This window comes from Streptomyces sp. CNX435, from assembly GCF_059570575.1.
In genome coordinates, this window is record NZ_JCANTA010000007.1 from 12,059 (window position 1) to 37,920 (window position 25,862).

At 69.3% G+C, this 25,862-nt stretch carries 39 protein-coding genes; 3 read left to right on the top strand and 36 right to left on the bottom strand.

All coding sequences use genetic code 11. The annotated features are described in order from the left end of the window. Nucleotides 1-128: 128 nt before the first annotated feature. The 34 genes from T328_RS14260 to T328_RS14425 all read right to left on the bottom strand — a co-directional run bounded on the left by T328_RS14260 (nt 129) and on the right by T328_RS14425 (nt 21,943). The gene (locus T328_RS14260; protein ID WP_496496399.1) at nt 129-1,940 is read right to left on the bottom strand and encodes a glycoside hydrolase family 3 protein; all 1,812 of its coding nucleotides are present in this window, start codon (nt 1,938-1,940) and stop codon (nt 129-131) included. Nucleotides 1,941-2,491: 551 nt separating this feature from the next. Continuing rightward, nucleotides 2,492-3,382 (bottom strand): tRNA pseudouridine(38-40) synthase TruA, encoded by an 891-nt coding sequence (gene truA, locus T328_RS14265; RefSeq protein ID WP_496496400.1) that lies wholly within the window; start codon nt 3,380-3,382, stop codon nt 2,492-2,494. Nucleotides 3,383-3,454: 72 nt separating this feature from the next. Then, nucleotides 3,455-4,051, bottom strand: a complete 597-nt coding sequence (gene rplQ / locus T328_RS14270; protein ID WP_496496401.1) for a 50S ribosomal protein L17 — start codon at nt 4,049-4,051, stop codon at nt 3,455-3,457. Between the two features lie 91 nt (nt 4,052-4,142). Then, on the bottom strand, nt 4,143-5,165 hold the full coding sequence (locus T328_RS14275) for a DNA-directed RNA polymerase subunit alpha (RefSeq protein ID WP_496496402.1): 1,023 nt from the start codon (nt 5,163-5,165) through the stop codon (nt 4,143-4,145). A gap of 107 nt (nt 5,166-5,272) precedes the next feature. Beyond that, a complete protein-coding gene (gene rpsD, locus T328_RS14280; RefSeq protein WP_496496403.1) occupies nt 5,273-5,899 on the bottom strand; it encodes a 30S ribosomal protein S4 in 627 nt (208 codons plus the stop codon). Between the two features lie 27 nt (nt 5,900-5,926). Further along, nucleotides 5,927-6,331 carry a 30S ribosomal protein S11 gene (rpsK, locus tag T328_RS14285; RefSeq protein ID WP_496496404.1) on the bottom strand — a complete coding sequence of 135 codons (405 nt, stop codon included), beginning with the start codon at nt 6,329-6,331 and terminating at the stop codon, nt 5,927-5,929. Between the two features lie 69 nt (nt 6,332-6,400). After that, nucleotides 6,401-6,781 (bottom strand): 30S ribosomal protein S13, encoded by a 381-nt coding sequence (gene rpsM / locus T328_RS14290; RefSeq protein WP_496496405.1) that lies wholly within the window; start codon nt 6,779-6,781, stop codon nt 6,401-6,403. A 201-nt stretch (nt 6,782-6,982) separates the two neighbouring features. Further along, complete coding sequence (gene rpmJ / locus T328_RS14295) at nt 6,983-7,096, bottom strand: 50S ribosomal protein L36 (RefSeq protein ID WP_009740505.1); 114 nt, start codon at nt 7,094-7,096, stop codon at nt 6,983-6,985. Nucleotides 7,097-7,154: 58 nt separating this feature from the next. Beyond that, on the bottom strand, nt 7,155-7,376 hold the full coding sequence (infA, locus tag T328_RS14300) for a translation initiation factor IF-1 (RefSeq protein WP_003948620.1): 222 nt from the start codon (nt 7,374-7,376) through the stop codon (nt 7,155-7,157). Nucleotides 7,377-7,554: 178 nt separating this feature from the next. Continuing rightward, on the bottom strand, nt 7,555-8,391 hold the full coding sequence (map, locus tag T328_RS14305) for a type I methionyl aminopeptidase (RefSeq protein WP_496496406.1): 837 nt from the start codon (nt 8,389-8,391) through the stop codon (nt 7,555-7,557). Between the two features lie 215 nt (nt 8,392-8,606). Further along, a complete protein-coding gene (locus T328_RS14310) occupies nt 8,607-9,254 on the bottom strand; it encodes an adenylate kinase (RefSeq protein ID WP_496496407.1) in 648 nt (215 codons plus the stop codon). Next, nucleotides 9,254-10,567 carry a preprotein translocase subunit SecY gene (gene secY / locus T328_RS14315; protein ID WP_496496408.1) on the bottom strand — a complete coding sequence of 438 codons (1,314 nt, stop codon included), beginning with the start codon at nt 10,565-10,567 and terminating at the stop codon, nt 9,254-9,256. The genes T328_RS14310 and secY overlap by 1 nt, the downstream gene beginning before the upstream one ends. A gap of 196 nt (nt 10,568-10,763) precedes the next feature. Then, complete coding sequence (gene rplO / locus T328_RS14320) at nt 10,764-11,243, bottom strand: 50S ribosomal protein L15 (protein WP_496496409.1); 480 nt, start codon at nt 11,241-11,243, stop codon at nt 10,764-10,766. 1 nt (nt 11,244) lies between these two features. Continuing rightward, complete coding sequence (rpmD, locus tag T328_RS14325; protein ID WP_496496410.1) at nt 11,245-11,427, bottom strand: 50S ribosomal protein L30; 183 nt, start codon at nt 11,425-11,427, stop codon at nt 11,245-11,247. Continuing rightward, nucleotides 11,427-12,029: a 30S ribosomal protein S5 gene (gene rpsE, locus T328_RS14330; RefSeq protein WP_496496411.1), complete on the bottom strand. Its 603-nt coding sequence runs from the start codon at nt 12,027-12,029 to the stop codon at nt 11,427-11,429. Before rpsE ends, rpmD begins: the two co-directional genes overlap by 1 nt. Nucleotides 12,030-12,042: 13 nt before the next feature. Continuing rightward, nucleotides 12,043-12,426, bottom strand: a complete 384-nt coding sequence (gene rplR / locus T328_RS14335; protein ID WP_496496412.1) for a 50S ribosomal protein L18 — start codon at nt 12,424-12,426, stop codon at nt 12,043-12,045. Nucleotides 12,427-12,429: 3 nt separating this feature from the next. Next, nucleotides 12,430-12,969: a 50S ribosomal protein L6 gene (gene rplF / locus T328_RS14340; protein ID WP_496496413.1), complete on the bottom strand. Its 540-nt coding sequence runs from the start codon at nt 12,967-12,969 to the stop codon at nt 12,430-12,432. A 23-nt stretch (nt 12,970-12,992) separates the two neighbouring features. Further along, nucleotides 12,993-13,391: a 30S ribosomal protein S8 gene (gene rpsH, locus T328_RS14345; protein WP_027754747.1), complete on the bottom strand. Its 399-nt coding sequence runs from the start codon at nt 13,389-13,391 to the stop codon at nt 12,993-12,995. 129 nt (nt 13,392-13,520) lie between these two features. After that, nucleotides 13,521-13,706 (bottom strand): type Z 30S ribosomal protein S14, encoded by a 186-nt coding sequence (locus T328_RS14350; RefSeq protein ID WP_027754748.1) that lies wholly within the window; start codon nt 13,704-13,706, stop codon nt 13,521-13,523. 3 nt (nt 13,707-13,709) lie between these two features. Next, complete coding sequence (gene rplE / locus T328_RS14355) at nt 13,710-14,270, bottom strand: 50S ribosomal protein L5 (RefSeq protein WP_496496414.1); 561 nt, start codon at nt 14,268-14,270, stop codon at nt 13,710-13,712. Next, nucleotides 14,270-14,593 (bottom strand): 50S ribosomal protein L24, encoded by a 324-nt coding sequence (gene rplX, locus T328_RS14360; protein WP_027754750.1) that lies wholly within the window; start codon nt 14,591-14,593, stop codon nt 14,270-14,272. The genes rplE and rplX overlap by 1 nt, the downstream gene beginning before the upstream one ends. Before the next feature lie 3 nt (nt 14,594-14,596). Continuing rightward, the gene (gene rplN / locus T328_RS14365; protein ID WP_018834838.1) at nt 14,597-14,965 is read right to left on the bottom strand and encodes a 50S ribosomal protein L14; all 369 of its coding nucleotides are present in this window, start codon (nt 14,963-14,965) and stop codon (nt 14,597-14,599) included. Between the two features lie 100 nt (nt 14,966-15,065). Further along, nucleotides 15,066-15,353: a 30S ribosomal protein S17 gene (rpsQ, locus tag T328_RS14370; RefSeq protein WP_496496415.1), complete on the bottom strand. Its 288-nt coding sequence runs from the start codon at nt 15,351-15,353 to the stop codon at nt 15,066-15,068. Then, nucleotides 15,353-15,577, bottom strand: coding sequence for a 50S ribosomal protein L29 (gene rpmC, locus T328_RS14375; protein ID WP_281622657.1), 225 nt, complete (start codon nt 15,575-15,577; stop codon nt 15,353-15,355). The genes rpsQ and rpmC overlap by 1 nt, the downstream gene beginning before the upstream one ends. Continuing rightward, nucleotides 15,577-15,996 (bottom strand): 50S ribosomal protein L16, encoded by a 420-nt coding sequence (gene rplP, locus T328_RS14380; RefSeq protein ID WP_027754754.1) that lies wholly within the window; start codon nt 15,994-15,996, stop codon nt 15,577-15,579. The genes rpmC and rplP overlap by 1 nt, the downstream gene beginning before the upstream one ends. Before the next feature lie 3 nt (nt 15,997-15,999). Further along, nucleotides 16,000-16,854 (bottom strand): 30S ribosomal protein S3, encoded by an 855-nt coding sequence (rpsC, locus tag T328_RS14385; RefSeq protein ID WP_496496416.1) that lies wholly within the window; start codon nt 16,852-16,854, stop codon nt 16,000-16,002. Then, nucleotides 16,854-17,201 carry a 50S ribosomal protein L22 gene (rplV, locus tag T328_RS14390; RefSeq protein WP_496496417.1) on the bottom strand — a complete coding sequence of 116 codons (348 nt, stop codon included), beginning with the start codon at nt 17,199-17,201 and terminating at the stop codon, nt 16,854-16,856. Before rplV ends, rpsC begins: the two co-directional genes overlap by 1 nt. A 43-nt stretch (nt 17,202-17,244) precedes the next feature. After that, nucleotides 17,245-17,526, bottom strand: coding sequence for a 30S ribosomal protein S19 (gene rpsS, locus T328_RS14395; protein ID WP_496496418.1), 282 nt, complete (start codon nt 17,524-17,526; stop codon nt 17,245-17,247). Nucleotides 17,527-17,543: 17 nt separating this feature from the next. Beyond that, the gene (rplB, locus tag T328_RS14400; RefSeq protein WP_496496419.1) at nt 17,544-18,380 is read right to left on the bottom strand and encodes a 50S ribosomal protein L2; all 837 of its coding nucleotides are present in this window, start codon (nt 18,378-18,380) and stop codon (nt 17,544-17,546) included. 43 nt (nt 18,381-18,423) lie between these two features. After that, nucleotides 18,424-18,747, bottom strand: a complete 324-nt coding sequence (rplW, locus tag T328_RS14405) for a 50S ribosomal protein L23 (RefSeq protein ID WP_496496648.1) — start codon at nt 18,745-18,747, stop codon at nt 18,424-18,426. Nucleotides 18,748-18,797: 50 nt separating this feature from the next. Beyond that, complete coding sequence (gene rplD, locus T328_RS14410) at nt 18,798-19,490, bottom strand: 50S ribosomal protein L4 (RefSeq protein ID WP_496496420.1); 693 nt, start codon at nt 19,488-19,490, stop codon at nt 18,798-18,800. A 4-nt stretch (nt 19,491-19,494) separates the two neighbouring features. Further along, nucleotides 19,495-20,139: a 50S ribosomal protein L3 gene (gene rplC / locus T328_RS14415; protein WP_018834848.1), complete on the bottom strand. Its 645-nt coding sequence runs from the start codon at nt 20,137-20,139 to the stop codon at nt 19,495-19,497. Between the two features lie 14 nt (nt 20,140-20,153). Then, nucleotides 20,154-20,462, bottom strand: coding sequence for a 30S ribosomal protein S10 (gene rpsJ, locus T328_RS14420; protein WP_003948644.1), 309 nt, complete (start codon nt 20,460-20,462; stop codon nt 20,154-20,156). Nucleotides 20,463-21,493: 1,031 nt separating this feature from the next. Continuing rightward, nucleotides 21,494-21,943, bottom strand: coding sequence for an ATP-binding protein (locus T328_RS14425; protein ID WP_496496421.1), 450 nt, complete (start codon nt 21,941-21,943; stop codon nt 21,494-21,496). Nucleotides 21,944-22,152: 209 nt separating this feature from the next. Here T328_RS14425 and T328_RS14430 point away from each other — a divergent pair, with 209 nt between their 5' ends. Beyond that, entirely contained in the window at nt 22,153-23,004 is an 852-nt protein-coding gene (locus T328_RS14430) for a helix-turn-helix domain-containing protein (protein ID WP_496496422.1), read from the top strand. Between the two features lie 11 nt (nt 23,005-23,015). Continuing rightward, nucleotides 23,016-23,210, top strand: coding sequence for a hypothetical protein (locus T328_RS14435; RefSeq protein ID WP_496496423.1), 195 nt, complete (start codon nt 23,016-23,018; stop codon nt 23,208-23,210). A 36-nt stretch (nt 23,211-23,246) separates the two neighbouring features. Here the strand turns inward: T328_RS14435 and T328_RS14440 are convergent, their stop codons facing one another. Together T328_RS14440 and T328_RS14445 are read right to left on the bottom strand one after the other, a co-directional pair. Then, nucleotides 23,247-23,879 carry a DUF4333 domain-containing protein gene (locus T328_RS14440; RefSeq protein WP_496496424.1) on the bottom strand — a complete coding sequence of 211 codons (633 nt, stop codon included), beginning with the start codon at nt 23,877-23,879 and terminating at the stop codon, nt 23,247-23,249. A 400-nt stretch (nt 23,880-24,279) separates the two neighbouring features. Beyond that, nucleotides 24,280-24,816 (bottom strand): TetR/AcrR family transcriptional regulator, encoded by a 537-nt coding sequence (locus T328_RS14445; protein WP_496496425.1) that lies wholly within the window; start codon nt 24,814-24,816, stop codon nt 24,280-24,282. A 403-nt stretch (nt 24,817-25,219) separates the two neighbouring features. Between T328_RS14445 and T328_RS14450 the strand changes: the two genes are divergently transcribed. Continuing rightward, the gene (locus T328_RS14450; protein WP_496496426.1) at nt 25,220-25,855 is read left to right on the top strand and encodes a GAP family protein; all 636 of its coding nucleotides are present in this window, start codon (nt 25,220-25,222) and stop codon (nt 25,853-25,855) included. Nucleotides 25,856-25,862 lie beyond the last annotated feature (7 nt).

The following is a 25,862-nucleotide window of genomic DNA, read 5'->3' on the forward strand; positions in this document are numbered from 1 at the left end:
GCCCGGGCCGTACGGACCCCACGCGCGGACGGGCCCGTACGGGACGCAGGGCGCAAGCCCGGGCCGTACGCCGCGCGGGCGCCCGCGCGCGGAAACCGCACCCGCACCGCGCACCCGACCACCCGCCCTCAGTACGGCCGGCGCCCGTACCCGTACCGGAACAGAGGGTCCGCCCCCGGCTCGCGCGACACCGCCGCGTCCGCCGCCCGGCGCGGCCACGTCACCGGCAGCCGCCCGCTGAACCCCGCCCCGAACAGCGCGTCCGTGATCCCCCGCGCCTCCGTCCCCGGCAGCCACGCCGCCACGAAGGCGTCCGTCCGCTCCAGTGCGTCCCCCAGCACCACCGGCCGCCCGGAGTACAGCACCCCCACGCACGTCTTCGCGCGCCCGCACACGTCCGCGAGATCCGCCTCGTTCCGCTCCCCCAGCGCCAGCGTCCCGGAGTCGCCGAACCACTCCGCGTACGGGTCCTCGCCGCCCACCCAGATCCCGACGTCGCCCCGCCCCTCGGTCGCCACCTCGATGTCCGTCCCGGCCGTCGCCCGCCGCAGCGCCTGCAGGAACGTCGTCCCCTCCGTCGTCCGCCCCGTGCCGCCCTGCCAGCCGACCGACCAGCCGCCGAGCTGCCGCCCCAGGTCGTCCGCGCCGTTGCCGCCGACGACGATGCGGTACGAGCCGCTGCGCGGCAGCGGCAGGGCGCCGCCCTCGTTGCGGAGCAGCACCTGCGAGGCCCGTACCGCCTCCCGCGCCACCGCCCGGTGGCGGGGCGAGCCGACCTCGGCGGTCAGGGCGGGGTCGGTGAACGGATCGTCGAAGAGCCCGAGGCGCTCTTTGGCGTCCAGGATGCGGCGTACGGCGTCGTCGACGCGTCCCCGCGGAATCCGCCCCTCCCGCACGCCGTCGGTGATCGCCCGGTGCACGCCGCGAGAGTCTTTCGAGACCATGATCATGTCGAGCCCGGCGTTGACCGCGCGCGCGACCTGTGCCGCCAGGTCCTTGCCGGGGAGCTGCTGCACGGCGTCGTAGTCGCTGACGACGAAGCCGTCGAAGGCCAGCTCGCCCTTGAGCACGCCGGTGAGCAGCCGCCGGTCGCCGTGCGTCCTGACGCCGTGGACGCTGCTGTAGCCGGCCATGACGGAGCCGACGCCGGCCGCGACGGCGTCGCGGTACGGCGCGAGGTGCACCCTGCGCAGCTCGGCCTCTCCGACCCGTACGTCGCCCTGGTCGAGCAGGCGTCCCTCGCCGGTGGCACTGCCGTACGCGGTGCCGCCGTCGCCGACGAAGTGCTTGGCGGTGGCCAGCACGGAGCGGGGGCCGAGCGCGCGCCCTTGCAACCCCCGCACGGAGGCGGCGCCGAGCCGCCCCACGACGCCGGGATCCTCGGCGTATCCCTCGTACGTACGCCCCCACCGCACGTCCTGCGGCACGCACACGCACGGCGTGAACGCCCACCGCACCCCGGCGCCGAGGGTCTCGTCCCGCGCGACCCGCTCGGCGCGCTCCACGAGGGCGGGGTCGCGGGTGGCGCCCATGCCGATGTGGTGCGGGAAGATCACGGACCCGGTGATGCCGCTCATGCCGTGCACGGCGTCGGCGCCGTAGAGGAGCGGGATGCCGAGCCTGCTGCGCAGGGCGGCGCGCTGGTAGCCCTCGACCATGCCGGCCCACGCGGCGGCGTCGTCGCCCCCGCCGCGCGGGCCGCCGTCGTCGCCGGCGCTGAGCATGGCGCCGATGCCGAGGCGGGCGAGGTCGCGGGGGTCGTCGAGGAAGGCGTTCTGGAGCTGGATCATCTGCCCGGCCTTCTCGGCGAGGGTCATGCGGGAGAGGCAGTCGGCGGCTGTGTCGCAGCGGGTGCCCTCTCGGCCGGGCTGGGCAGCCCCGGAGGCACAGCCGGCGACGAGGGCGAGGAGGAGGACGCAGAGGACGGCCTTGAGACGCATAGGTCCCACCCAACCCACGCGCGGTCCGGGTAGGGCCATGCCACACGGCGCCGCGAGGGTACGTCACCCGGCGGGGGGCGGACCGCAAGCACGCGGCGGCGCGGCGGGACGCAGGGGTGAAGCCTCGCAGCGCGGGTTCCGGAGGCGAGCAGCCGGCCCGGGGGTCCCGCGGCGCAGCTCGCGGACCGGGGGTCAGGGGGCCCCGCGGCGCAGCTCGCGGGCCACGGATCCCGGGGCGGAGCCCCGGGGATCGGGCGCAGTCGCGCGCGACGGGTCCCGGGGGCGGAGCCCCCGATCTCGGGGACGGGCGGGACCGGGGACTGCACTCACCCGGTGCGCCACGCGGCCCAGGGGGCCGGGGGCGGAGCCCCCGAGTTCGCGCGCAGCCGCGCGCGACGGGGGCCCGGGGGCCCGGGGGCCCGGGGGCGCGAGCCTCCCGAACCACGCGCAGCCACGCGCGACGGGGGCCCGGGGGCGCAGCCCCCGGTTTCGGGAAGTGGGGGTGCCCCCACGCCCGCAGGGCGTAGGGGGAGGGATCGGGGAACGGCCCCCTAGCCCGTGCCCAGCGTCCGCAGTCGCTGCGATGCCCGATTACGGGCCGCCAGCTCCCCCGGCACCGGATACCCCACCTCCTCCAGCGTCAGCCCGTGCGGCCGCACGACCTGCACCGCCGAATCCCGCACCGCCGCCCCCAGCACCCGCCCCACCCACTCCGGCTCCCGGTGCCCGTCGCCGACGAAAAGCATCGCGCCGACCAGCGCCCGCACCATGTTGTGGCAGAAGGCGTCCGCCTTCACCGTCGCCTCCAGCAGCCCGTCCGCCCGCCGCTCCCAGCGCAGCTCCAGCAGCCGCCGGATCGTCGTCGCCCCCGTACGCCGCTTGCAGAACGCCGCGAAGTCGTGCTCCCCGAGCAGCCGCTCCGCCGCCGCGTTCATCGCGTCGGCGTCCAGCGGCCGGTTGTGCCACAGCACGTGGCCGCGCAGCAGCGGGTCGACGCCGCCGGGGTCGTCGCCCACCCGGTACGCGTAGCGCCGCCAGATCGCCGAGAACCGGGCGTTGAAGTGCGGCGGCGCCTCCGCCACCCGCCACACCCGCACATCGTGCGGCAGCCGCCCCGCGAGCCGCCGCAGCAGCAGCTCCCCCGGCCCGCCCGGCCCACCCGGCGCCCCCCGCGACCCCGCCGTCCCCGGCCCCGCCCACACCTCCGCCGGCAGGTCGACGTGCGCCACCTGCCCCCGCGCGTGCACCCCCGCGTCCGTGCGCCCGGCCACCGTCAGCTCGTACGGCATGGGCTGCCGCAGGACGACCTGCAGCGCGCTCTCCAGCTCCTCCTGCACGGTCCGCTGCCCCTCGCGCTGCCGCGCCCAGCCGGAGAAGCCGCTTCCGTCGTACGACAGGTCCAGCCGCACCCGTACGAAGCCGGCCGCCACCTCGTCACTCACTGCCCAGTTCCTCCCAGCGCGACGGGCCCGCTCCCCAGGGGAACGGGCCCGTCGACATGCACGAATCGCGCGTCAGGCGTCCTTGGCGTCCTTGCCTTCAGCAGCCTCGGACTCAGCGGCCTCGGACTCAGCAGCCTCAGCCTCCGGCTTGGCGTCCTCGACGACCTCGACGTCCTCGGCGGTGTCCGCGGCCTCCGCCGCCTCCTCCGCCGCGTCCTTCTTCAGGCCCGCCGCCGCCTCGTCGCCCGCCACGTCCTTCGCGGAGCGCTTCGCCGCCGCCTCGGCCTCGCCGACCGCCTCCTGCTGCACGGTGAGCGCCTCGACCAGCTCGATGACCGCCATCTTGGCGTTGTCGCCGCGACGGTTGCCGATCTTGGTGATCCGGGTGTAGCCGCCCGGCCGGTTCTCGTACCGCGGACCAATCTCGGTGAACAGCGTGTGCACGACGCTCTTGTCCGAGATCAGCTGCATGACCTGCCGGCGGTTGTGCAGGTCGCCCTTCTTCGCCTTGGTCACCAGACGCTCCGCGTACGGACGCAGCCGGCGGGCCTTGGCCTCGGTCGTCGTGATGCGACCGTGCTCGAAGAGAGCGGTGGCCAGGTTCCGCAGCATGGCGCGCTCGTGCGCGGCGCCGCCGCCCAGACGGGCGCCCTTGGTGGGCTTCGGCATGGTGTTTCTCCTTTACCGCACCGGCCGTGTCAGGTACCGGTGATCGGGGTCCCGGGGGGCGGGATCCCCCCGGGACGTATGACCGTATGACTCAGTACTGCTCGGTCTCGACGAAGCCCGCGTCGGCGTCGTCCTCGGCGCCGAAGGTGTCGGCGGCCGAGGTCGGGTCGAATCCGGGCGGGCTGTCCTTCAGGGCCAGGCCCATGCCGGCCAGCTTCGCCTTGACCTCGTCGATCGACTTGGCGCCGAAGTTGCGGATGTCGAGGAGGTCCGCCTCGGAGCGGGCCACCAGCTCGCCCACCGAGTGGATGCCCTCACGCTTGAGGCAGTTGTACGAGCGGACCGTGAGCTCCAGCTCCTCGATCGGCAGCGCCAGGTCCGCGGCCAGGGCGGCGTCCGTCGGGGACGGGCCCATGTCGATGCCCTCGGCGTCGATGTTCAGCTCGCGGGCGAGGCCGAACAGCTCGACCAGGGTCTTGCCGGCGGAGGCCACCGCGTCGCGCGGGCGCATGCACGGCTTGGTCTCGATGTCGACGATCAGCTTGTCGAAGTCGGTGCGCTGCTCGACACGGGTCGCCTCGACCTTGTAGCTGACCTTGAGCACCGGCGAGTAGATGGAGTCGACCGGGATCCGGCCGATCTCCTGGCCGACCTGCTTGTTCTGCACGGCGGAGACGTAGCCGCGACCGCGCTCGACGGTCAGCTCCATCTCCAGCTTGCCCTTGCCGTTCAGCGTGGCCAGGACCAGGTCCGGGTTGTGCACCTCGACGCCGGCCGGCGGGGCGATGTCGGCGGCGGTCACCACGCCCGGGCCCTGCTTGCGCAGGTACATCACGACGGGCTCGTCGTGCTCGGAGGAGATGACGAGCTGCTTGATGTTGAGGATGACGTCGGTGACGTCCTCCTTGACGCCCGGCACGGTGGTGAACTCGTGCAGGACACCGTCGATCCGGATGTTGGTGACAGCTGCACCCGGGATCGAGGAGAGGAGCGTACGGCGGAGGGAGTTGCCGAGGGTGTAGCCGAAGCCGGGCTCCAGCGGCTCGATGACGAACCGGGAGCGGAATTCCTCGACGACCTCTTCGGTGAGAGAGGGACGCTGAGCGATCAGCATGGTGTGTTTCCTTACAGTCGTGGACGCCCGCTATATGACGTCCGCTGTACTGACCAGGGTACGGGCGGAGCGCAAGCCCCGCCCGTACCCGCGAGCCACTGCTCGGATTACTTCGAGTAGAGCTCGACGATGAGCTGCTCCTGCACCTGGGTGTCGATCACCTGGCGCTCGGGCAGGCTGTGCACGAGGATCCGCAGCTTCGACGGGATCGACTCCAGCCACGCCGGAACGGTCTTGTCGCCGGCCTCCGCCTGCGCCACCTGGAAGGGGGTCAGGTTCCGGGAGGAGTCACGGACCTCGATGATGTCGTTCGGCACGACGCGGGCCGACGGGATGTCGGTCTTGCGCCCGTTGACCGTGATGTGGCCGTGCCGGACCAGCTGGCGGGCGTGGTCGCGGGACTTGGCGAAGCCGGCCCGGTAGACCACGTTGTCCAGCCGCGTTTCGAGGATGCGCAGCAGGTTCTCGCCGGTCTTGCCGGACTGCCGGTTGGCCTCGTTGTAGTAACCGCGGAACTGCTTCTCCAGCACCCCGTAGATGCGCGCGCACTTCTGCTTCTCGCGCTTCTGCAGCAGGTACTCGCTGTCCTTGGTGCGCCCGCGCCCGTGCTCACCCGGGGGGTAAGGACGGATCTCGATCGGGCACTTAGCGCTCTCGCACTTGGCTCCCTTGAGGAAGAGCTTCTGCTTCTCCCGACGGCAACGCTTGCAGTCGGCCCCGGTGTAACGCGCCATGTCTTGTCGTCTCCTACTTCGCTTTTCTCAGACCCGGCGGCGCTTCGGCGGGCGGCAGCCGTTGTGCGGGGTGGGTGTGACGTCCTGGATGGATCCGACCTCAAGGCCGGTGGCCTGGAGGGAGCGGATCGCGGTCTCGCGGCCGGAGCCGGGACCCTTCACGAAGACGTCGACCTTGCGCATGCCGTGCTCCTGGGCGCGGCGGGCGGCGGACTCGGCGGCCATCTGGGCGGCGAAGGGCGTCGACTTGCGCGAGCCCTTGAAGCCGACATGGCCGGCAGAGGCCCACGAGATCACGTTCCCGGACGGGTCGGTGATCGTGATGATCGTGTTGTTGAACGTGCTTTTGATGTGGGCGTGGCCATGGGCCACGTTCTTCTTTTCCTTGCGGCGGACCTTCTTGGCCCCGGCCGCTCGGCTCTTCGGAGGCATTCGGTGCTATCTCCCGTGGAGGTGGTCGGTCCTGCAGCGATGCGGGCGCACAGAGCGGACCGCTGCGGACTACTTCTTGCCCGGCTTCTTCTTGCCGGCGATGGCGCGACGCGGACCCTTGCGGGTGCGGGCGTTGGTGGAGGTGCGCTGGCCGTGTACGGGCAGGCCGCTGCGGTGCCGCCGACCCTGGTAGCAGCCGATCTCGACCTTGCGCCGGATGTCCGCCTGGATCTCGCGGCGGAGGTCACCCTCGGTCCTGAGGTTGTTGTCCACGAACTCGCGGATCTTGACGAGCTCTTCCTCGGTCAGATCGCGGACGCGGGTGTCGGGGCTCACCCCGGTCGCGGCCAGCGTCTGCTGGGAGAGCGTCCGGCCGATGCCGAACACGTAGGTGAGGGCGACCTCCACGCGCTTCTCGCGTGGGATGTCGACACCTGCAACGCGTGCCATTCAAGGCTCCTGTGTCTTGTCGGAGGTCTTCCGCAGCACCGTTCCCGTAGTTCGCTACGAGCCGGGTCCCCGGCCTCCGAGCCGGGGGTGTCGTCCCACACACGTTCGTGGGGGTCGGGTAGCTGCTTCTTCATTTGTTCGCTTGTTGCGTCGCGCGATGAGCTGCGAGCGGTGCGAGGTGGTGGATCAGGTCGGCGTACGTCAGCCCTGGCGCTGCTTGTGGCGCAGGTTTTCGCAGATGACCATGACCCGGCCGTGGCGGCGGATCACCTTGCACTTGTCACAGATCTTCTTGACGCTCGGCTTGACCTTCATGTGTCTGGAGGTTCTCCGGGTCGGTGCCCCGCCCCACGGGAGCGGGACGGAGCAAGATCTACTTGTAGCGGTAGACGATCCGTCCGCGCGTCAGGTCGTACGGAGACAGCTCCACCACGACCCTGTCGTCGGGAAGGATACGGATGTAGTGCATCCGCATCTTGCCGCTGATGTGCGCGAGGACCTGGTGCCCGTTCTGGAGCTCCACCTTGAACATCGCGTTCGGCAGAGACTCGACGACGGTGCCCTCGATCTCGATGGCCCCTTGTTTTTTGGCCATGCTTGAGCGCTTCACCTTCCGGATTCGGCTACCTGGATGGTCCGGGGCACACGAGTGCACGGGGACCGACTGGTCAGTCTACGCGACCGCCCCGGGAAAGGCGAAATCGAGAGTGTGCCCGCTCCGCAAGATCGTTAAGCATGTGGCGCCCACCTGCACCGCGGCGCGACCCGGGTCGTCAGCCGAGTGGATCCGGGGCCGCCGTCACCCCGTACCCCGCGAGCTTCTCCCGGCCGCCGTCCGGAGCGGTCAGCACCAGCGGCCCGGCCTCGGTGAGGGCCACGGAGTGCTCCCAGTGGCTCGACCAGCTGCCGTCGTCCGTCTTGACCGTCCACTCGTCCGGCAGCACGTGGGTGCGCGGGGTGCCGAGGCTGACCATCGGCTCGATCGCGATGCAGAAGCCGGGGACCAGCTTCGGGCCGCGGCCGCGGCGCTTGTCGACGTAGTTCAGCAGGTGCGGGTCCATGTGCATCTGCGAGCCGATGCCGTGGCCCCCGTAGTCCTCGACGATGCCGTACTTGCCGGCGGCCGGGCGCGGCTGGCGGCGGATGTAGCCCTCGATGGCCGCGGAGATGTCCACGAGCCGGTTGCCCTTGCGCACGGCCGCGATGCCGGCCCACATCGACTCCTCCGTCACCCGGCTCAGCTCGTGCAGCTCCGCCGCGTGGCCGGAGCCCACGAAGACCGTGATGGCCGCGTCGGCGTGCCAGCCGTCGACGATCGCGCCGGCGTCGATGGAGATCACGTCGCCCTCGCGCAGCACCGTCGCGCGGTCCGGGATGCCGTGGACGACGACGTCGTTGACCGACGTGCAGATGTTGCCGGGGAAGCCCCCGTACCCCAGGAAGTTCGGCTTGGCGCCGTGGTCGGCGAGGACCTTGGCGGCTATCTCGTCGAGGTCCTTCGTGGTGGCCCCGGGCACGGCGGCGGCGGCGCACGCCCGGTGCATGGCCGCGACGACGAGGCCGGCGGCCCGCATCTTCGCGATCTGTTCCGGAGCCTTGATCTCCACCATGACGGCTGCTGCCTCCTGGGCCGACGAGGGACACTCCCGTCCACGATACGTGGCCCGTCGCGGCCGGCCGGGCACGGGCCCGTACAAAGGTCCGTACGACGCCCGCAGGGGACCGCTGAACGACTTCGCCGGCCCCACCCCCGCAGGGCGGAGCCGGCGGAAGGCCGGACGGCGGCTCGGGACCGGTCTGCGGAGACCCGGCCCGGACCTGGGACCTAGCCCGGCAGGGCCTCCATCGCCCGCCGGGTGACCTCGGCCACGGAGCCGAGCGCCGAGATCGTGGTCACCAGGCCCTGGGCCTTGAAGTAGTCGATGATCGGCTCGGTCTCCTCGTGGTAGACCTCCAGCCGCCGGCGGACGGTGTCCTCGTTGTCGTCGTCGCGCTGGTACAGCTCGCCGCCGCAGACGTCGCACACGCCCTCGCGCTCCGGCGCGGAGTACGTGACGTGGAAGACGTGGCTGCTGTCGTTGCGGCAGATCCGCCGGCCGGCGATGCGCTTGACGACCTCGTCCTCCGGCACCTCCAGGTCGAGCACGGCGTCCAGCTCAAGACCGGCCTCCTTCAGGAGCCCGTCGAGGGACACCGCCTGCGCCACGTTCCGCGGGAAGCCGTCCAGCAGGAAGCCGCCCCTGGCGTCGGGCTGCTCCATCCGGTCCCAGGCCATCCCCACGGTTACCTCGTCCGGCACCAGGTTGCCCGCCTCCATGTACGCCTTCGCCTGCCGGCCCAGTTCCGTGCCCTTGCTGATGTTGGCACGGAAGAGGTCGCCGGTGGAGACGTGCGGGATGGAGAGGTTCTGGGCAAGCAGGGCGGCCTGCGTGCCCTTGCCCGCACCGGGAGGCCCGACGAGGACGATACGCATCAGCGGAGGAACCCTTCGTAGTGATGCTGCTGCAGCTTGCTCTCGATCTGCTTCACCGTCTCAAGGCCGACACCCACGATGATGAGGATGCTCGTACCACCGAAGGGGAAGTTCTGGTTCGCGTTGAACAGCACCAACGCCACCGTCGGCACGAGCGCGATCAGACCCAGATAGAGCGAGCCCGGCCAGGTGATCCGGTTGAGTACGAAGCTCAGGTACTCCGCGGTGGGACGGCCGGCCCGGATGCCCGGGATGAAGCCACCGTACTTCTTCATGTTGTCGGCGACCTCCTCGGGATTGAACGTGATCGCCACGTAGAAGAACGCGAAGAACACGATCATGAGGAAGTACGTGATGATGTAGACGGGGTGGTCGCCGGTGACGAAGTTCTCCTCGATCCACTGCGCCCAGCCGGACGTGGAGCTGGTGAACTGCACGATCAGGGCGGGGATGTAGAGCAGCGAGGACGCGAAGATGACCGGGATCACACCCGCCTGGTTCACCTTCAGCGGAATGTACGTCGAGGTGCCGCCGTAGGAACGGCGCCCGATCATGCGCTTCGCGTACTGCACGGGGATCCGGCGCTGCGCCTGCTCGACGAAGACCACCAGGCCGACCATCGCCAGGCCGAGCGCGATGACGACGACGAACTCGCCCCAGCCATCGATGATCTTGCCGGACTGCTTGATGTTCCACAGGGCGCCGGGGAAGCCGGCCGCGATCGAGATGAACATCAGCATCGACATGCCGTTGCCGATGCCGCGGTCGGTGATCAGCTCACCGAGCCACATGACCGCCGCGGTGCCGGCCGTCATGCAGATCACCATCGTGATGATGATGAAGATCGAGTCGTCGGGAATGATCTGGTCGTTGACCTGACACTGCGGGAAGAGCGAGCCGCTGCGCGCCGTGGCCACCAGGCCGGTGCCCTGCAGCACGGCGAGGGCGACGGTCAGATAGCGCGTGTACTGTGTGATCTTCGCGGTGCCGGACTGGCCCTCCTTCTTCAGGGCCTCCAGCCGCGGGATCACCACCGTCAGCAGCTGCAGGATGATGCTCGCCGTGATGTACGGCATGATCCCCAGCGCGAAGATGGTGATCTGCAGGAGGGCCCCACCGCTGAACATGTTGACCAGGCCGAACAGGCCCTGGTTGGCGTTGGCCTCGTCCATGCATTGCTGCACGGCCTGGTAGTCGGTGCCGGGGACGGGAATCTGCGAACCGAGCCGGTAGATCACAATGATGCCCAGCACGAACAGCAGCTTCTTGCGCAGGTCGGGTGTCTTGAACGCCCGGGCGAACGCGGTGAGCACGGTGCCTCCTGCGGCCCCCATGCTTCATCACGAGGGCTGACGGGTCATTTGTTCAGCGGATGGTCGGTTCACTCCCCGTGCAGGCGTACACCTGCGCGGGCAGAGACAGTGCACGCCACCTTACCGGGGGGTGCCGCTGCCGTGGAACGACCAACCGGGGATGCCCATGCGGGACATCCCCGGCTGCTCGTCACGCTCAGGCGCGCTCGGTGACCGAGCCGCCGGCGGCGGTGATCTTCTCACGGGCGGAGCCGGAGACCTTGTCGACGGTCACCTGCAGCGCCACGGAGACGTCGCCGTTGCCGAGCACCTTCACGAGCTCGTTCTTGCGCACCGCGCCCCTGGCGACCAGGTCGGACACCGTGACCTCGCCACCCTCGGGGTACAGCTCGGCCAGCTTGTCCAGGTTCACCACCTGGTACACCTTGCGGGCGGGGTTCTTGAAGCCCTTGAGCTTCGGCAGCCGCATGTGCAGCGGCATCTGCCCGCCCTCGAAGCGCTCCGGCACCTGGTAGCGGGCCTTCGTGCCCTTGGTGCCGCGGCCCGCGGTCTTGCCCTTGGACGCCTCGCCGCGACCCACACGGGTCTTCGGCTTCTTGGCGCCCGGGGCCGGCCGCAGGTTGTGGATCTTCAGCGGCTTCTGCTCCGCTGCATCTTTGACGTCCTTGGCGGCCATGTCAGTCGACCTCCTCGACCGTCACCAGGTGGCGGACGGTGTGCACCATGCCGCGCACCTGGGGACTGTCATCGCGGGTCACGCTGTCGTGCAGCCGGCGAAGGCCGAGCGTACGAAGCGTGTCCCGGTGGTTCTGCTTGCTCCCGATGTAGGACTTGCTCTGGGTGATCTTCAGCCGTGCCATCAGCCGTTCACCCCTGCACGGGCCCGCAGCATCGCGGCGGGAGCCACGTCCTCCAGCGGCAGGCCACGGCGGGCGGCGATCTCCTCGGGGCGCTGCAGGCCCTTCAGTGCGGCCACCGTGGCGTGCACGATGTTGATCGGGTTGGACGAGCCGAGCGACTTGCTCAGCACGTCGTGGATGCCCGCGCACTCCAGCACGGCACGCACCGGGCCACCGGCGATCACACCGGTACCGGGCGACGCCGGCTTCAGCAGCACGACACCCGCGGCCTCCTCACCCTGGATCGGGTGCGGGATGGTGCCCTGGATGCGGGGGACCTTGAAGAAGTGCTTCTTGGCCTCCTCCACACCCTTGGCGATGGCGGCCGGCACCTCCTTGGCCTTCCCGTACCCGACACCCACGGTGCCGTCACCGTCGCCCACCACGACCAGCGCGGTGAAGCTGAAGCGACGACCACCCTTCACAACCTTGGCGACTCGGTTGATCGCGACAACGCGCTCAACATACGCGGTCTTGTCGGCGGCTGCGCCGCCGTCCCGGCCCTTCCGGTCCCGCCGCTCGCCGCCGCCGGCGCCGCCACCGCGGCGCTGGGGTCCAGCCATTGGTCTTCCTCTCTCAGAACTTCAGCCCGGCATCGCGGGCGGCGTCGGCCAGAGCGGCAATGCGCCCGGCGTACTTGTTGCCACCGCGGTCGAACACCACGGCCTCGACTCCGGCGGCCTTCGCCCGCTCGGCGACCAGCGCGCCGACCTGCTTGGCCTGCGCCGTCTTGTCGCCCTCGGCGCCGCGGATGGACGTGTCCATCGAGGAGGCCGAGGCCACCGTGTGGCCGGCGATGTCGTCGACGACCTGCGCGACCATGTGGCGGTTCGAGCGGGTCACGACCAGGCGCGGACGGTCCGGCGTACCGGAGACCTTCTTCCGCACCCGGATGTGCCGGCGCTTGACGGCGGCCGCCTTGCGGGCACTGCCCTTGGCAATCTTCACACCGTATGCCATGGCTTACTTACCCGCCTTTCCGACCTTGCGCTGGATGTACTCGCCCTCGTACTTGACGCCCTTGGCCTTGTACGGGTCGGGCTTGCGCAGCTTCCGGATCTTCGCGGCGACCTCGCCGACCTTCTGCTTGTCGATGCCCTCGACGCTGAAGTGCGTCGGGTTCTCGACCTTGAAGGTGATGCCCTCGGGGGCCTCGATGAGGATCGGGTGGCTGTAGCCCAGCGAGAACTCCAGGTTGGAGCCCTTGGCCTGGACGCGGTAGCCGACGCCGCTGATCTCCAGCTTCTTCACGTAGCCCTGGGTCACACCGGTGACCATGTTCGCCACCAGCGTGCGCGACAGGCCGTGCAGGGCCCTGCTCTTACGCTCGTCGTTCGGGCGGCTGACGACGATGGTGCCGCCGTCACCGCGGGCGACGTCGATGGGCGCGACCACGGTGTGCGAGAGGGATCCCTTGGGGCCCTTCACGTTGACCGTACGGCCATCGATGGTGACGTCCACGCCGGCGGGAACCTGGATGGGCAGCTTGCCAATACGCGACATGGCTTTACCTCCGTTCCCTTCCGTTACCAGACGTAGGCGAGGACTTCCCCGCCCACGCCCTTCTTGCCAGCCTGCTTGTCGGTGAGCAGCCCGTGGGAGGTGGAGATGATCGCCACGCCCAGGCCGCCGAGCACCTTCGGCAGGTTGGTGGACTTTGCGTAGACCCGCAGACCCGGCTTGGAGATCCGCTTGATGCCGGCGATCGAGCGCTCGCGGTTCGGGCCGTACTTCAGCTCCAGGACGAGGCTCTGGCCCACGCGGGCCTCCTCGGTCTTCCAGCCGCTGATGTAGCCCTCCTGCTGGAGGATCTCCGCGATGTGCGTCTTGATCTTGCTGTGCGGCATCGCCACGGTGTCGTGGTAAGCCGAGTTCGCGTTCCGCAGACGGGTCAGCATGTCTGCGATCGGATCGGTCATGGTCATGTGATGGCCTTCGGCCTCTCTCGCCGCGGTTTCCTGTCTGCTCCGTCCCTCTCCCTCGGTACGAGGACGGGTGTGGAGCGGGGACCTTCGGCGTAGTAGTCGGTCAAAGCGTCCCGGTGATCCGGCGGATCACCAGGAGCTCTTGGTCACGCCCGGCAGCTCGCCCCGGTGCGCCATCTCACGCAGGCACACGCGGCACAGGCCGAACTTGCGGTATACGGAGTGCGGCCGGCCGCAGCGCTGGCAGCGCGTGTAACCGCGCACCTTGAACTTCGGCTTACGGGACGCCTTCGCGATCAGAGCCTTCTTTGCCACGCCTCATGCCTCCTTGAACGGGAAGCCGAGGAGACGAAGCAGGGCGCGGCCCTCGTCGTCGTTGCTCGCCGTGGTGACCACGGTGATGTCCATGCCCCGGACCCGGTCGATCTTGTCAGGGTCGATCTCGTGGAACATGACCTGCTCCGTGAGACCGAAGGTGTAGTTGCCCCGGCCGTCGAACTGCTTCGGCGACAGGCCGCGGAAGTCGCGGATGCGCGGCAGCGCGAGCGACAGCAGCCGGTCGAGGAACTCCCACATCCGGTCGCCGCGGAGCGTGACGTGGGCGCCGATCGGCATGCCCTCGCGCAGCTTGAACTGCGCGATGGACTTCCGGGCCTTGGTCACGGACGGCTTCTGGCCGGTGATCGTGGCGAGGTCCTTGATGGCCCCCTCGATCAGCTTGGAGTCGCGGGCGGCGTCGCCCACACCCATGTTGACCACGATCTTGGTCAGGCCGGGGATCTGCATGACGTTCTCGTACGAGAACTCGTCCTTCAGCTTGGCCTGGATGTCGTCCCGGTAGCGCTGCTTGAGGCGCGGGACGGTGGTGGTGGCAGTCATCAGATGTCCTCACCCGTCCGCTTGGCAACGCGGATCTTGTTGCCCTCGTCGTCGAAGCGGTAGCCGACCCGGGTCACGACCTTCTGGCCGTCCTTCTCCACCACCAGCTGAACGTTGCTGACGTGAATCGGGGCCTCGGTCGTGATGATCCCGCCGGTCTTGGACCCGCGGGCCGTCTGGCCGGCCTTGGTGTGCTTCTTGACCCGGTTGACACCCTCGACCAGGACGCGGTCCTCGCGCGGGAAGGCCGCGATGACCTTGCCCTGCTTGCCCCTGTCCTTGCCGGTGATGACCTGAACCAGGTCGCCCTTCTTGATCTTCATGTGTTACAGCACCTCCGGCGCGAGCGAGATGATCTTCATGAACCTCTTCTCGCGCAGCTCACGGCCGACCGGGCCGAAGATACGGGTGCCGCGGGGGTCGCCGTCGGCTTTGAGGATGACCGCGGCGTTCTCGTCGAAGCGGATGTACGAACCGTCCGGCCGGCGGCGCTCCTTGACGGTGCGCACGACGACCGCCTTGACGACGTCGCCCTTCTTCACGTTGCCACCGGGGATCGCATCCTTGACGGTGGCGACGACGACGTCACCGATTCCCGCGTAGCGGCGGCCCGATCCGCCGAGCACACGGATGCAAAGAATCTCCTTCGCACCCGTGTTGTCGGCGACCTTGAGTCGCGACTCCTGCTGGATCACGTCTATCTCCTGATCGTCTGCCGGTTCCCGGCGGGACCCTTCGTACGAGGGGACCCGCCGAGCCTGGCGGAACCGTCCTGGGGGCTCCCCCCAGGAGTACTTACTTGGCCTTCTCGAGGATCTCGACGACGCGCCAGCGCTTGGTCGCCGACAGCGGCCGGGTCTCCATGAGGAGGACCCGGTCGCCGACGCCGCAGCTGTTCTGCTCGTCGTGCGCCTTGAGCTTGTTCGTACGGCGGATGACCTTGCCGTACAGCGCGTGCTTGACGCGGTCCTCGACGGCGACGACGACGGTCTTGTCCATCTTGTCGCTGACGACGAGACCCTCACGGGTCTTGCGGAAGCCGCGCGCGGTCGTGTTCTCTTCGGTCACATTCGTCTCGCTCATCAGGCGCTCTCCACCGTGTCAATGCCGAGCTCGCGCTCCCGCATCAGGGTGTAGATCCGGGCGATGTCCTTGCGGACGGCCTTCAGCCGGCCGTGGTTCTCCAGCTGTCCGGTCGCCGCCTGGAAGCGGAGGTTGAACAGCTCTTCCTTGGCCTCGCGCAGCTTCTCCACGAGGTCATCGTTGGACAGCCCGCGCAGCTCGGTCGCCTTGGTACCGGCGGCCATCACGACTCACCACCCTCGCGCCGGACGATCCGGCACTTCATCGGAAGCTTGTGAGCCGCACGGGTCAGCGCCTCACGAGCGGTCTTCTCGTTCGGGTACGACAGCTCGAACATCACGCGCCCGGGCTTGACGTTCGCGACCCACCACTCCGGCGAGCCCTTGCCGGAGCCCATGCGGGTCTCGGCGGGCTTCTTGGTCAGCGGGCGGTCCGGGTAGATGTTGATCCACACCTTGCCGCCACGCTTGATGTGCCGCGTCATGGCGATACGCGCGGCCTCGATCTGCCGGTTGGTGACGTACGCGGCCGTGGCCGCCTGGATGCCGTAGTCGCCGAACGCCAGCTCGGTGCCGCCCTTGGCGAGACCGCGGCGCTTCGGGTGGTGCTGCTTGCGGTGCTTGACCCTACGAGGGATGAGCATGGGTCAGCCCTCCGTTCCGGTGCTTTCGGCGGGAGCGGCAGCGGCGGGGGCGGCCTCGGCCTTGGGGGCCTCGGCAGCCGGAGCCTGCTGCTGCTCGCGCTGCGGACGACGGCCGCGGCCACCGCGCTCACCACCGCCGCGACGCGGGCGGTCACCGCCGCCGCCACCGCCGCCACCCCGGGAGGGGCGGTTGCCGGCGCGGGCCGCGGCGTTCTCGGCGCGGACCTCGGCGATGTTCTTCACGTCGCCCTTGTAGATCCAGACCTTCACGCCGATGCGGCCGAAGGTCGTACGGGCCTCGAAGAAGCCGTAGTCGACGTTGGCGCGCAGCGTGTGCAGGGGCACACGGCCCTCGCGGTAGAACTCCGAGCGGGACATCTCGGCGCCGCCGAGCCGCCCGCCGCACTGGATCTTGATCCCCTTGGCGCCCGCCTTCATCGCGGACTGCATGCTCTTGCGCATGGCCCGGCGGAAGGAGACGCGGGAGGAGAGCTGCTCGGCGACGGCCTGCGCCACGAGCTGCGCGTCGGTCTCGGGGTTCTTGACCTCAAGGATGTTGAGCTGCACCTGCTTGCCGGTGAGCTTCTCCAGCTCGCCGCGGATCCGGTCGGCCTCCGCGCCGCGGCGGCCGATGACGATGCCCGGCCGGGCGGTGTGGATGTCGACGCGGACGCGGTCACGGGTGCGCTCGATCTCCACCTTGGAGATGCCCGCGCGCTCCATGCCCTTCGTCATCATCCGGCGGATGGCGACGTCTTCCTTGATGTAGTCCTTGTACAGCTTGTCCGCATACCAGCGCGACTTGAAGTCGGTGGTGATGCCGAGCCGGAACCCGTGCGGGTTTACCTTCTGGCCCATTACCGGGTCCCTTCCTTGCTGCCGACGACCAGCGTGATGTGGCTGGTGCGCTTGCGGATCCGGTACGCCCGGCCCTGCGCGCGGGGCCGGAACCGCTTCCAGGTCGGGCCCTCGTCGACGTACGCCTCGGTGATGACGAGGCTGTCGACGTCGGTGTGGTCGTAGTTGTGCGCCGCGTTGGCGATGGCGCTGTCCAGCACCTTGCCGACGGGCACGCTCGCGGCCTGCGGGGCGAAACGCAGGACCGCCTGAGCCTCCGTGGCGTTCATGCCACGGATGAGGTCCACCACACGGCGGGCCTTCATGGGCGTGACGCGCACGTAGCGCGCGGAGGCCCTGGCTTCCATGGTTGTCCCTTCGGTGTGAGTCATGGTCTTCGCACTCCGCCGGTCAGCGACGACGCGACTTGCGGTCGTCCTTGACGTGGCCCTTGAAGGTGCGGGTAGGCGCGAACTCGCCGAGCTTGTGCCCGACCATCGACTCGGTGATGTACACCGGTACGTGCTTCCTGCCGTCGTGCACCGCGATCGTGTGGTTCAGCATTTCCGGGACGACCATCGAGCGGCGGGACCAGCTCTTCATGATGACGTTGGTGCCTGCTTCGTTCTGCGCGCGCACCTTCTTCATGAGGTGGTCGTCGACGAAGGGCCCTTTTTTCAGACTGCGCGGCATCTCTACTCCACCCGCTCCTAGCGCTTCTTGTTCGTCTTGCGGCGGCGGACGATGTACTTGTTGCTCGCCTTCTTCGGCGAGCGTGTACGGCCTTCCTTCTGGCCCCAGGGCGAGACCGGGTGGCGACCACCGGAGGTCCTGCCCTCGCCGCCGCCGTGCGGGTGGTCGATCGGGTTCATCACGACACCGCGGACGGTCGGGCGCACGCCCTTCCAGCGCTTGCGGCCGGCCTTGCCCCAGTTGATGTTCGACTGCTCGGCGTTGCCGACCTCGCCGACGGTGGCGCGGCAGCGGATGTCGACCAGCCGGATCTCGCCGGACGGCATACGAAGGTGGGCCATGCGGCCCTCCTTCGCCAGCAGCTGCACGTGCGCACCGGCGGACCGGGCGAACTTCGCGCCGCCGCCGGGCTGCAGCTCGATGGCGTGGATGACGGTACCGACCGGGATGTTGCGCAGCGGCATCGCGTTGCCGGGCTTGATGTCGGCGCCAGCGCCGTTCTCGATGCGGTCGCCCTGCTTCAGGCCGGCCGGCGCGAGGATGTAGCGCTTCTCGCCGTCGGCGTAGTGCAGCAGCGCGATGCGCGCGGTGCGGTTCGGGTCGTACTCGATGTGCGCGACCCGGGCGGGGACGCCGTCCTTGTCGTGCCGACGGAAGTCGATCACGCGGAAGGCGCGCTTGTGGCCGCCGCCCTGGTGGCGGACGGTCACACGACCGGAATTGTTTCGGCCGCCCTTGCTGTTCAGCGGGCGGACCAGCGACTTCTCCGGCGTGGACCGCGTTACCTCGACGAAGTCGGCGACGCTGGCGCCACGACGGCCAGGAGTCGTCGGCTTGTACTTGCGGATACCCATTTCTTCAGTCCTCGTCCGTGACGGACAGCCTTGTCGGTCTCCGTCAGGAGACCGGGCCGCCGAAGATGTCGATGCGGTCGCCCTCGGCGACGGTCACGATGGCGCGCTTGGTGTCGGCGCGCTTGCCGTAGCCGGTGCGGGTGCGCTTGCGCTTGCCCTGGCGGTTGATCGTGTTGACCCCGATCACCTTGACCTGGAAGACCTTCTCCACGGCCTGCCGGATCTGGGTCTTGTTGGCCCGCGGGTCGACGATGAACGTGTACTTGTTCTCGTCGAGCAGCGCGTAGCTCTTCTCTGAGACGACGGGCTTGAGCAGCACGTCGCGCGGGTCGTCGTACGTCTTGCTGGTGACGGTGAACTCGTTCACCGTCTCGTCCGCCGTCTCGTCCGCGGCCTCGGTCTTGTCCATGTCGACCATCAGGCGTCGCTCCCTTCAGCCTTCTGGAGCTCGACCTCATCGACAGGAGACTGGCTCTTGCCGCCGCCCTTGACGGGACCGGCCACGAACCGCTCGAAGGCGGCCTGCGTGAAGACCACGTCGTCGGAGACGAGCACGTCGTACGTGTTCAGCTGACCGGCGTCCAGGATGTGCACGTCGGGCAGGTTCCGGGCGGACAGCAGCGACAGGTCGTCGTCCCGCTCGATGACCAGCAGCACGTTCTTGCGCTCGCTGACCTTGCCGAGGAGGGTCCTGGCGGCCTTCGTCGAGACCTCGCCGTCGACCACGCCGGTGACGACGTGGATCCGGCCGAGGCGCGCCCGGTCCGAGAGGGCGCCGCGCAGCGCGGCGGCCTTCATCTTCTTCGGGGTCCGCTGCGAGTAGTCGCGCGGCACGGGGCCGTGCACGACGCCGCCGCCCGCGAACTGCGGGGCGCGGATCGAGCCCTGACGGGCGCGGCCGGTGCCCTTCTGGCGGTACGGCTTCTTGCCGCCGCCGCGGACCTCGCCGCGGGTCTTCACTTTGTGCGTGCCCTGACGGGCAGCGGCCAGCTGGGCGGTGACGACCTGGTGGATCAGCGGAATGCTGACCTGCGCGTCGAAGATCTCCGCGGGGAGTTCGACGGTCCCGGCCTTCTCGCCCGCCGGCGAAAGGATGTCTACGGTGCTCATTACCTCAGGCCCCCTTGGCCGCGCTACGGACCAGGACGAGGCCGCCGTTCGGACCGGGGACGGCGCCCTTGATGAGGAGCAGCCCCTTCTCCGCGTCAACGGCGTGGACGGTCAGGTTCTGGGTGGTGACCCGCTGGTTGCCCATCCGGCCGGCCATCCGCATGCCCTTGAACACGCGGCCGGGGGTGGCACAGCCGCCGATGGAACCCGGCTTGCGGTGCACGCGGTGGGCGCCGTGGCTGGCCTTGCCGCCGGCGAAGCCGTGCCGCTTCATGACGCCGGCGAAGCCCTTGCCCTTGCTCTTGCCGGTCACGTCGACCTTGACGCCGGCCTCGAAGGTCTCGGCGGTCACCTCCTGGCCGAGGGTGTACTCGGAGGCATCCGCGGTGCGGATCTCCACCAGGTGGCGGCGGGGAGTGACGTCGGCCTTGGCGAAGTGGCCCTTGAGGGGCTTGTTCACCTTGCGCGGGTCGATCTCGCCGAAGGCGATCTGGACGGCGTCGTAGCCGTCGGAGTCTGCGGTGTGGACCTGGGTGACGACGCAGGGGCCGGCCTTGACCACGGTCACCGGGACGACGCGGTTGTTCTCGTCCCAGACCTGGGTCATGCCGAGCTTCTCGCCCAGGACACCCTTGATCTGCTTAGCCATCTCTCAGCGACCTCTCAGAGCTTGATCTCGATGTCGACGCCGGCCGGAAGGTCCAGGCGCATCAGCGAGTCAACGGTCTTGGGGGTCGGGTCGAGGATGTCGATCAGACGCTTGTGGGTACGCATCTCGAAGTGCTCGCGCGAGTCCTTGTACTTGTGCGGCGACTTGATGACGCAGTACACGTTCTTCTCAGTGGGCAGCGGCACCGGGCCCGCGACCGACGCACCAGTGCGGGTCACCGTCTCGACGATCTTCTTCGCCGAGGAGTCGATGACCTCGTGGTCGTAGGCCTTGAGCCGGATGCGGATCTTCTGTCCCGCCATGGCTTCTCAGCAGTCCTGTTCTCGTAGCGCTCCGGCACCCGGCGGTCTCGTTACGTACCCGTTCCCCGACCCACGCGGTCGGGCGTGTCGCAACCCTCCCCGCATTTCTCCCGCGAGAAAAAAGCTCTCCCGCGGTATCCACGGAGGTCCGCAGGAGTTTTCCTTGCAGGAGGAGGGGGGAGGATCCCACCGAGTGCCCTGGCCTGCACCCCGCTGGCGCTTCCCGGAAGATTCCCGTACTTCCGCCCCTGATGAGGGGCGACGAATACGTGGGACTCGCTTCCGGTCCTCCCGGCGGGAGGCGCGCAGCATCGACGCTCAGCCGAGCAACCTGGATAGTGTGCCACACGGCGCTCGGCTCGCGCCAATCGGCGCAAATACCACGCGGGGGCGGCGCGGGCGAGCGGGTGACCGGCTCAGGGGCCGCCGCGGCGGGGGCCCGTACCGGGGCGTGGGCGGGGCGGGGAGCCCCGGGGGCGTACGGGAACCGTCGAAGGAGCGGCGCCGCAGGGCTCCGGGCTCCAGCTGAAGCCGTTCGACGAGGTACGCCCGCTTCCCGTTCCTGCTGACGGGGTTCGCCTTGCACAGCCCGAGCGGGCCGAGGACGACGGCGCGGGGGTTGCCCGCGTGGTCCAGGCGGGCCCACCACTCCAGGACGGTGCCGGCCTTCTCCTGGAGTCGGGCCTGCACGCCGGGGCCGAGCATGTCCCAGCACTCCTGGCGGCAGGGCCCGCTCCCCGGCGGGAGGCGGACGGCCTGGCGGATCTGCGCCGCGACGGGCTCCCCGCGGGGGCGGGCCGCCGGCACCGGCAACCGGCCGCCCCGGGTAACTCCCGCCCCCGCCCGCCCCCGGGCCCGCCCGGGAACTCCGCACGCGCCATGTGTGCTCCCTACCCCCTTGTACTGAGAGTCGTATCCAGCGGGGGCGTGTCGTAGTCATCGGGGGGCGTGGTCGTCGGGGGCGTCGTGGTCCGGGGGGCGTAGTCATGGGGGCATGACCTTCGGGGGGCGTAGTCATCGGGTGGTCGTCGTCATGGGGCGTCGAGCCGGAGCCCGGCGACGACGGCTTTGCCGCAGACCCGGCGGGGGACGACGCCCCAGGCGGCGGAGAGGGCGTCGACGAGGAGGAGCCCGCGACCGCCGCAGGCGGAGGTGTCGGGCGGGTGCGGCGAGAGGGCCGGAGAACCGGGGCCGGGGTCGGAGACGGCGAGCCAGTAGTGGCCGTCGGCGGGCCAGAGGAGGAGTTCGACGAGGTGGTCCTCGGCGGATCGGGTGCCGTGACGTACGGCGTTGGTGACGAGTTCGGAGGCGAGGAGCTGCAGGTCGTCGCCGAGGCGGGGGCGGTGGGGGCGGGGCAGGGCGTCGAGGACGGCGCGGCGGGCGCGCGGGACGGAGCGGGGGTCGGCCGGGAGGGCCCAGCGGACGGGGAGGGGCGGGATGGGTGGGGTGGATGGAGTGGGTGTGGAGAGGCGTGGGGGCATGGCGTACTCCTGGGCCGGGGTTGGTCGTTGAAGTGCCGGTGGCATGCCTCCCTGGGCGCGAGCACGCCTGCCCCAGGGAGAGCGGGCATGCTCGCGCGGTGCGCTTCCGGCGTTGCTGTGAGTACCTTGCGCACAACCGAGAGTAGCCCTAGGTTGGCACAATTACTACCTCCTCCTTGGAGGTTCTCCATCTCGTAGGAGGCACGGGCATGGCCCTCAGGAAGACGCCCACCCAGCGTCAACAGCGCCTGGGCAGCGAGGTGCGGAAGATCCGTACGTCGGCAGGGATGACTACCACGTACGCCGCCGGATTACTGGGGCTGGACAGCGGAAAAATCTCCTACATGGAGTCGGGTCAGCGCACCATCAGCGCGGAGCGACTGCGGACGCTGGCCTGCAACTGCCACTGCACCGACGAGGAGTACATCGAAGCCCTGGTCGAGATGACGCGACGCGAACCGAAGGGCTGGTGGGAGCAGTACCGGGGCATCCTGCCGCACGGGCTGCTGGACATCGCGGAGCTGGAGGCCCACGCCAGCCGGATGCGGGCGGCGAACACCGTGCACGTGCCGGGAATCCTCCAGACTTCGGACCACGCGCTCGCCATCTTCCGTAGCGCCGTACCGCCCCTACCCGAGCACGAAGTCGGCCTCCGGCTGGCTCATCGGGCGAAGCGCCAGGAAGTGCTTACGGGAGATGACCGGCCCGACTACGTTGCGGTCGTGCACGAGGCAGCGCTACGCATGCAGTTCGGCGGCCGTCGGGTCGCACGGGCGCAGATGCACCACCTGCTCGACCTGGCCGAACGAGACAACATCACCATCCAAGTCATCCCGTTCACCCATGGGGCGTTCCCGGGAGCAGGGCAGACGATCATCTACTTCGAAGGGCCGGTCCCACGGCTCGACACTGTGCAGGTCGACAGTGCACACGGCCCGGACTTCCTTCATGCGGACGGACAGCTCTCGAAGTACCGCTTGCTACTGGATCAGATGAAAGCGGTGTCCCTACCTCCGGAGCAGACCCGTGACTACATCCACACCATCGCCCAACAGCTTTGAGGAGTGACCGCATGACCGCCCCCATCGACTGGGAAGACCCGTTCTGCGCGGAGGGCAGCTCGTGTTTCCGCATAGGCACGGACGCGGACGGCAACGCCCACATCGCCATCGCAGGCAGCGAAGCGCACCGCATCACTGACTCCGTCGAAGCTCTCCGGACCCTCATCCGCGACATCAAGGCCGGCAGGGCAGACCACCTGCTCTGACGCCACCAACCCGGCGCCCAGAGGGCGGCGTCGGGGTCAGCTCATGGGGGTGGTGTCGACCTTGAAGTCCATCTGGACCGTGTCTCCGGCGACCGATGTCGCGGTGACCGTCACGCCCCACTGCTGGCTTTCCGCGCCGAGTACGCAGCGGACCGTGGCGTTCACCCGAGCCGGCAGGTCCTGGGTGCAGTCGAAGCTGTCGGGCTCCCGGCCGACCTGCGCCGCCAGGGCACGCCTGCCCTGGCGCTCGACCTCGCTGCTGGGCACCGACTCCGACGCGCCTTCGGTACTCGGGGACGCGGAGCTGTCCTCGGCGGGGGGTGTGGAGGAGTCCGTTTTGGGGGCGTCGTCTGCCTTGACGTCCATGCGGATCGTGTCGCCGTCGACCGACTTCGCGGTGACCGTCACGCCGACCTTGGTCCCGCCGTCGGTCAGTTCGCAGCGAACGGTCGCGCCCACCTCAGCCTTGAGGTCGTCCTCGCAGGTGACGTCGTCGGGCTCGCGGCCGACCTCCTTCGTCAGGGCTTCCGATGCCTTCTCCGCGACGTCCTCTTTACTCATGCTGTCGGACGAGCTTCCGAAGCTGACCGAGCACCCGGCGGAGAGCAGCACCGTCAGTGCACTCGCGGCGATCCCTGTCAGAATCCGGCTCGAAATTGCATGTCGCATTGCATCCCCCGAAAATGCTCATGGCTCGATCCCATCGATCGAGGCATGAACATATCATTCGTTGATCAGGCCAGGCGGACGATCACGATGGCGGTCCGGGGAACAGCCGGGGTCGGCTGTGTCTGCCCCCTCCCGACGTCACGGCCCTGGCGGCACCCGGCTGGACGGCGCCCTGGCGGGTGTGGCCACAGTGCCCCCAGCCCCCCGCGGCACGTGCTCACGGTCGATCACGATCGCCCCATTTCGGTCAGCGTCACGGGCCGGGCGCCTTCGCCGCTGCCGGTGGTCATCCGGAACGCATCCCACCGGTGCAAAATCGCGACCGACATCCCTCTGAATCGGGTCAAATCGGCCGCGCGGACCGAGTTTTGCCCAGCGAGACGCATGGACGCGGCAAGGTCTACGCCGGTGTCCCGACTCCGTGCAGCAGGGTGTCGACCACGCGTGCGGCCAGTTGGTCGACGTCGCCGATGTCGACGATCTCCCGCCCCTCTTCGGCCGCCTCGTCGATCAGGGCGTAGTAGACGCGGCGGGCCCACTCCAGGTCGGTGTCCGCAGACAGCAGGCCGGTCTCCTGCGCGCGACGGAAGAGCTGATCGCACTTAGCCAGGATGTCGGCGTGCACGCGCGCCGCCTCGGAGCCGGACGGGGCCGTCCGGCTCATCGCGAAGCTCCAGCCGATCTTGACCTGAAGGACGTTGGCGGTCACCTGGTGCAGGGCGACCAGCGTCGGGGAGGTGAACGGGCGGGCGGCCTCCACGGCCTGGTGGAACTGCTCGGTCGCGCAGGACGCCAGGGCCTCGATCAACGCCTCGCGAGTGGCGAAGCGCCGGTGGACGGTGGTGCGGGCCACCCCTGCCGCCGCTGCGATCTGCTCCATGGTCGCCGTCGGGTCGGCGGCCAGGACGCGTTCGGCCGCTTCCAGGATCGTGCGCACCGTCCGCTCCGCATCGGCGCGCAGCGATCGCCGAAGGGCCGCCCCTGGTGCCGCCGGTGCAGGACGTGGTCCCAGACGAAGAGCCCGTCCCAGCCGGCCTGTTCTGCGGCAGCCGCCACGGCGGCGACGTTGCGGGAGTCGGCGAAGTCGCCCAAGTTGGGGATATTGACGGAGAAGCGCATCCCCGCAGGATGCGCGGCGGGTGACGACGGGGCAATCGGATTTGCGGCAAGCCGGCTGAACGAGGGACCGCCGACGCGGACCGCTGGCCTCTCCGTCAGCCACGCCGCTTCCTCAGAAAATGACATCAATATCGAATTCAATCGAGCCAGCCGGGGTGGAGCCGTCGCCGGTGGTAGGTTCTCAGCGTGATTTCCGCGCTCCCGAGGAGGTGACGATTTCCGTGAGCTTCAGCGAGATCCTGCCACTGGCTTTCGTGATGGTCGCGGGACCACAGATCGTCACCTCGTTCTTCCTGGCGACGAGCGAGCGTTGGGCCGCGAATTCCCTTGCTTACGTCCTCGGCGCCGCGATCTCTGTCACCGCGACGGTGACGGTCGCCTACTTCGTCGCTAAAAGCGTCAATAACTCGACGAGCAGACACAAGGCAGCCTTCGACCGCAGTATCGACGGGATCGTGCTCGTGCTGATGCTGTTTCTGATCGTGCGCGTGTACCTCACCCGCGGAAAGTCCCAGCCGCCGAAGTGGATGGGCAAGCTGCAGACGGCTGAGCCGAAGTCCGCCCTCCTGACGGGCCTCGCTCTCATGGGTGTCTTCCCGACGGACATCGCCAGCTCGGTCGCGGCGGGTTTCCATGTCGAACGCAGCGGCGACTCCTGGTGGCAGGTCCTTCCCTTCGTGGCGCTGACCCTGCTGCTCCTGGCGATGCCGGCGCTGTGCGTCGTGTTCCTCGGGCGACGGGCCGGCGTCGTCCTGCCGAAGATCCGCGACTGGATGAACTCCCACTCCTGGGTGATCAGCGAGATCGTCCTGATGTTCTTCGCCGCGATCGCGATCAACGGCCTCATCACGGGCTAGCCCCGGC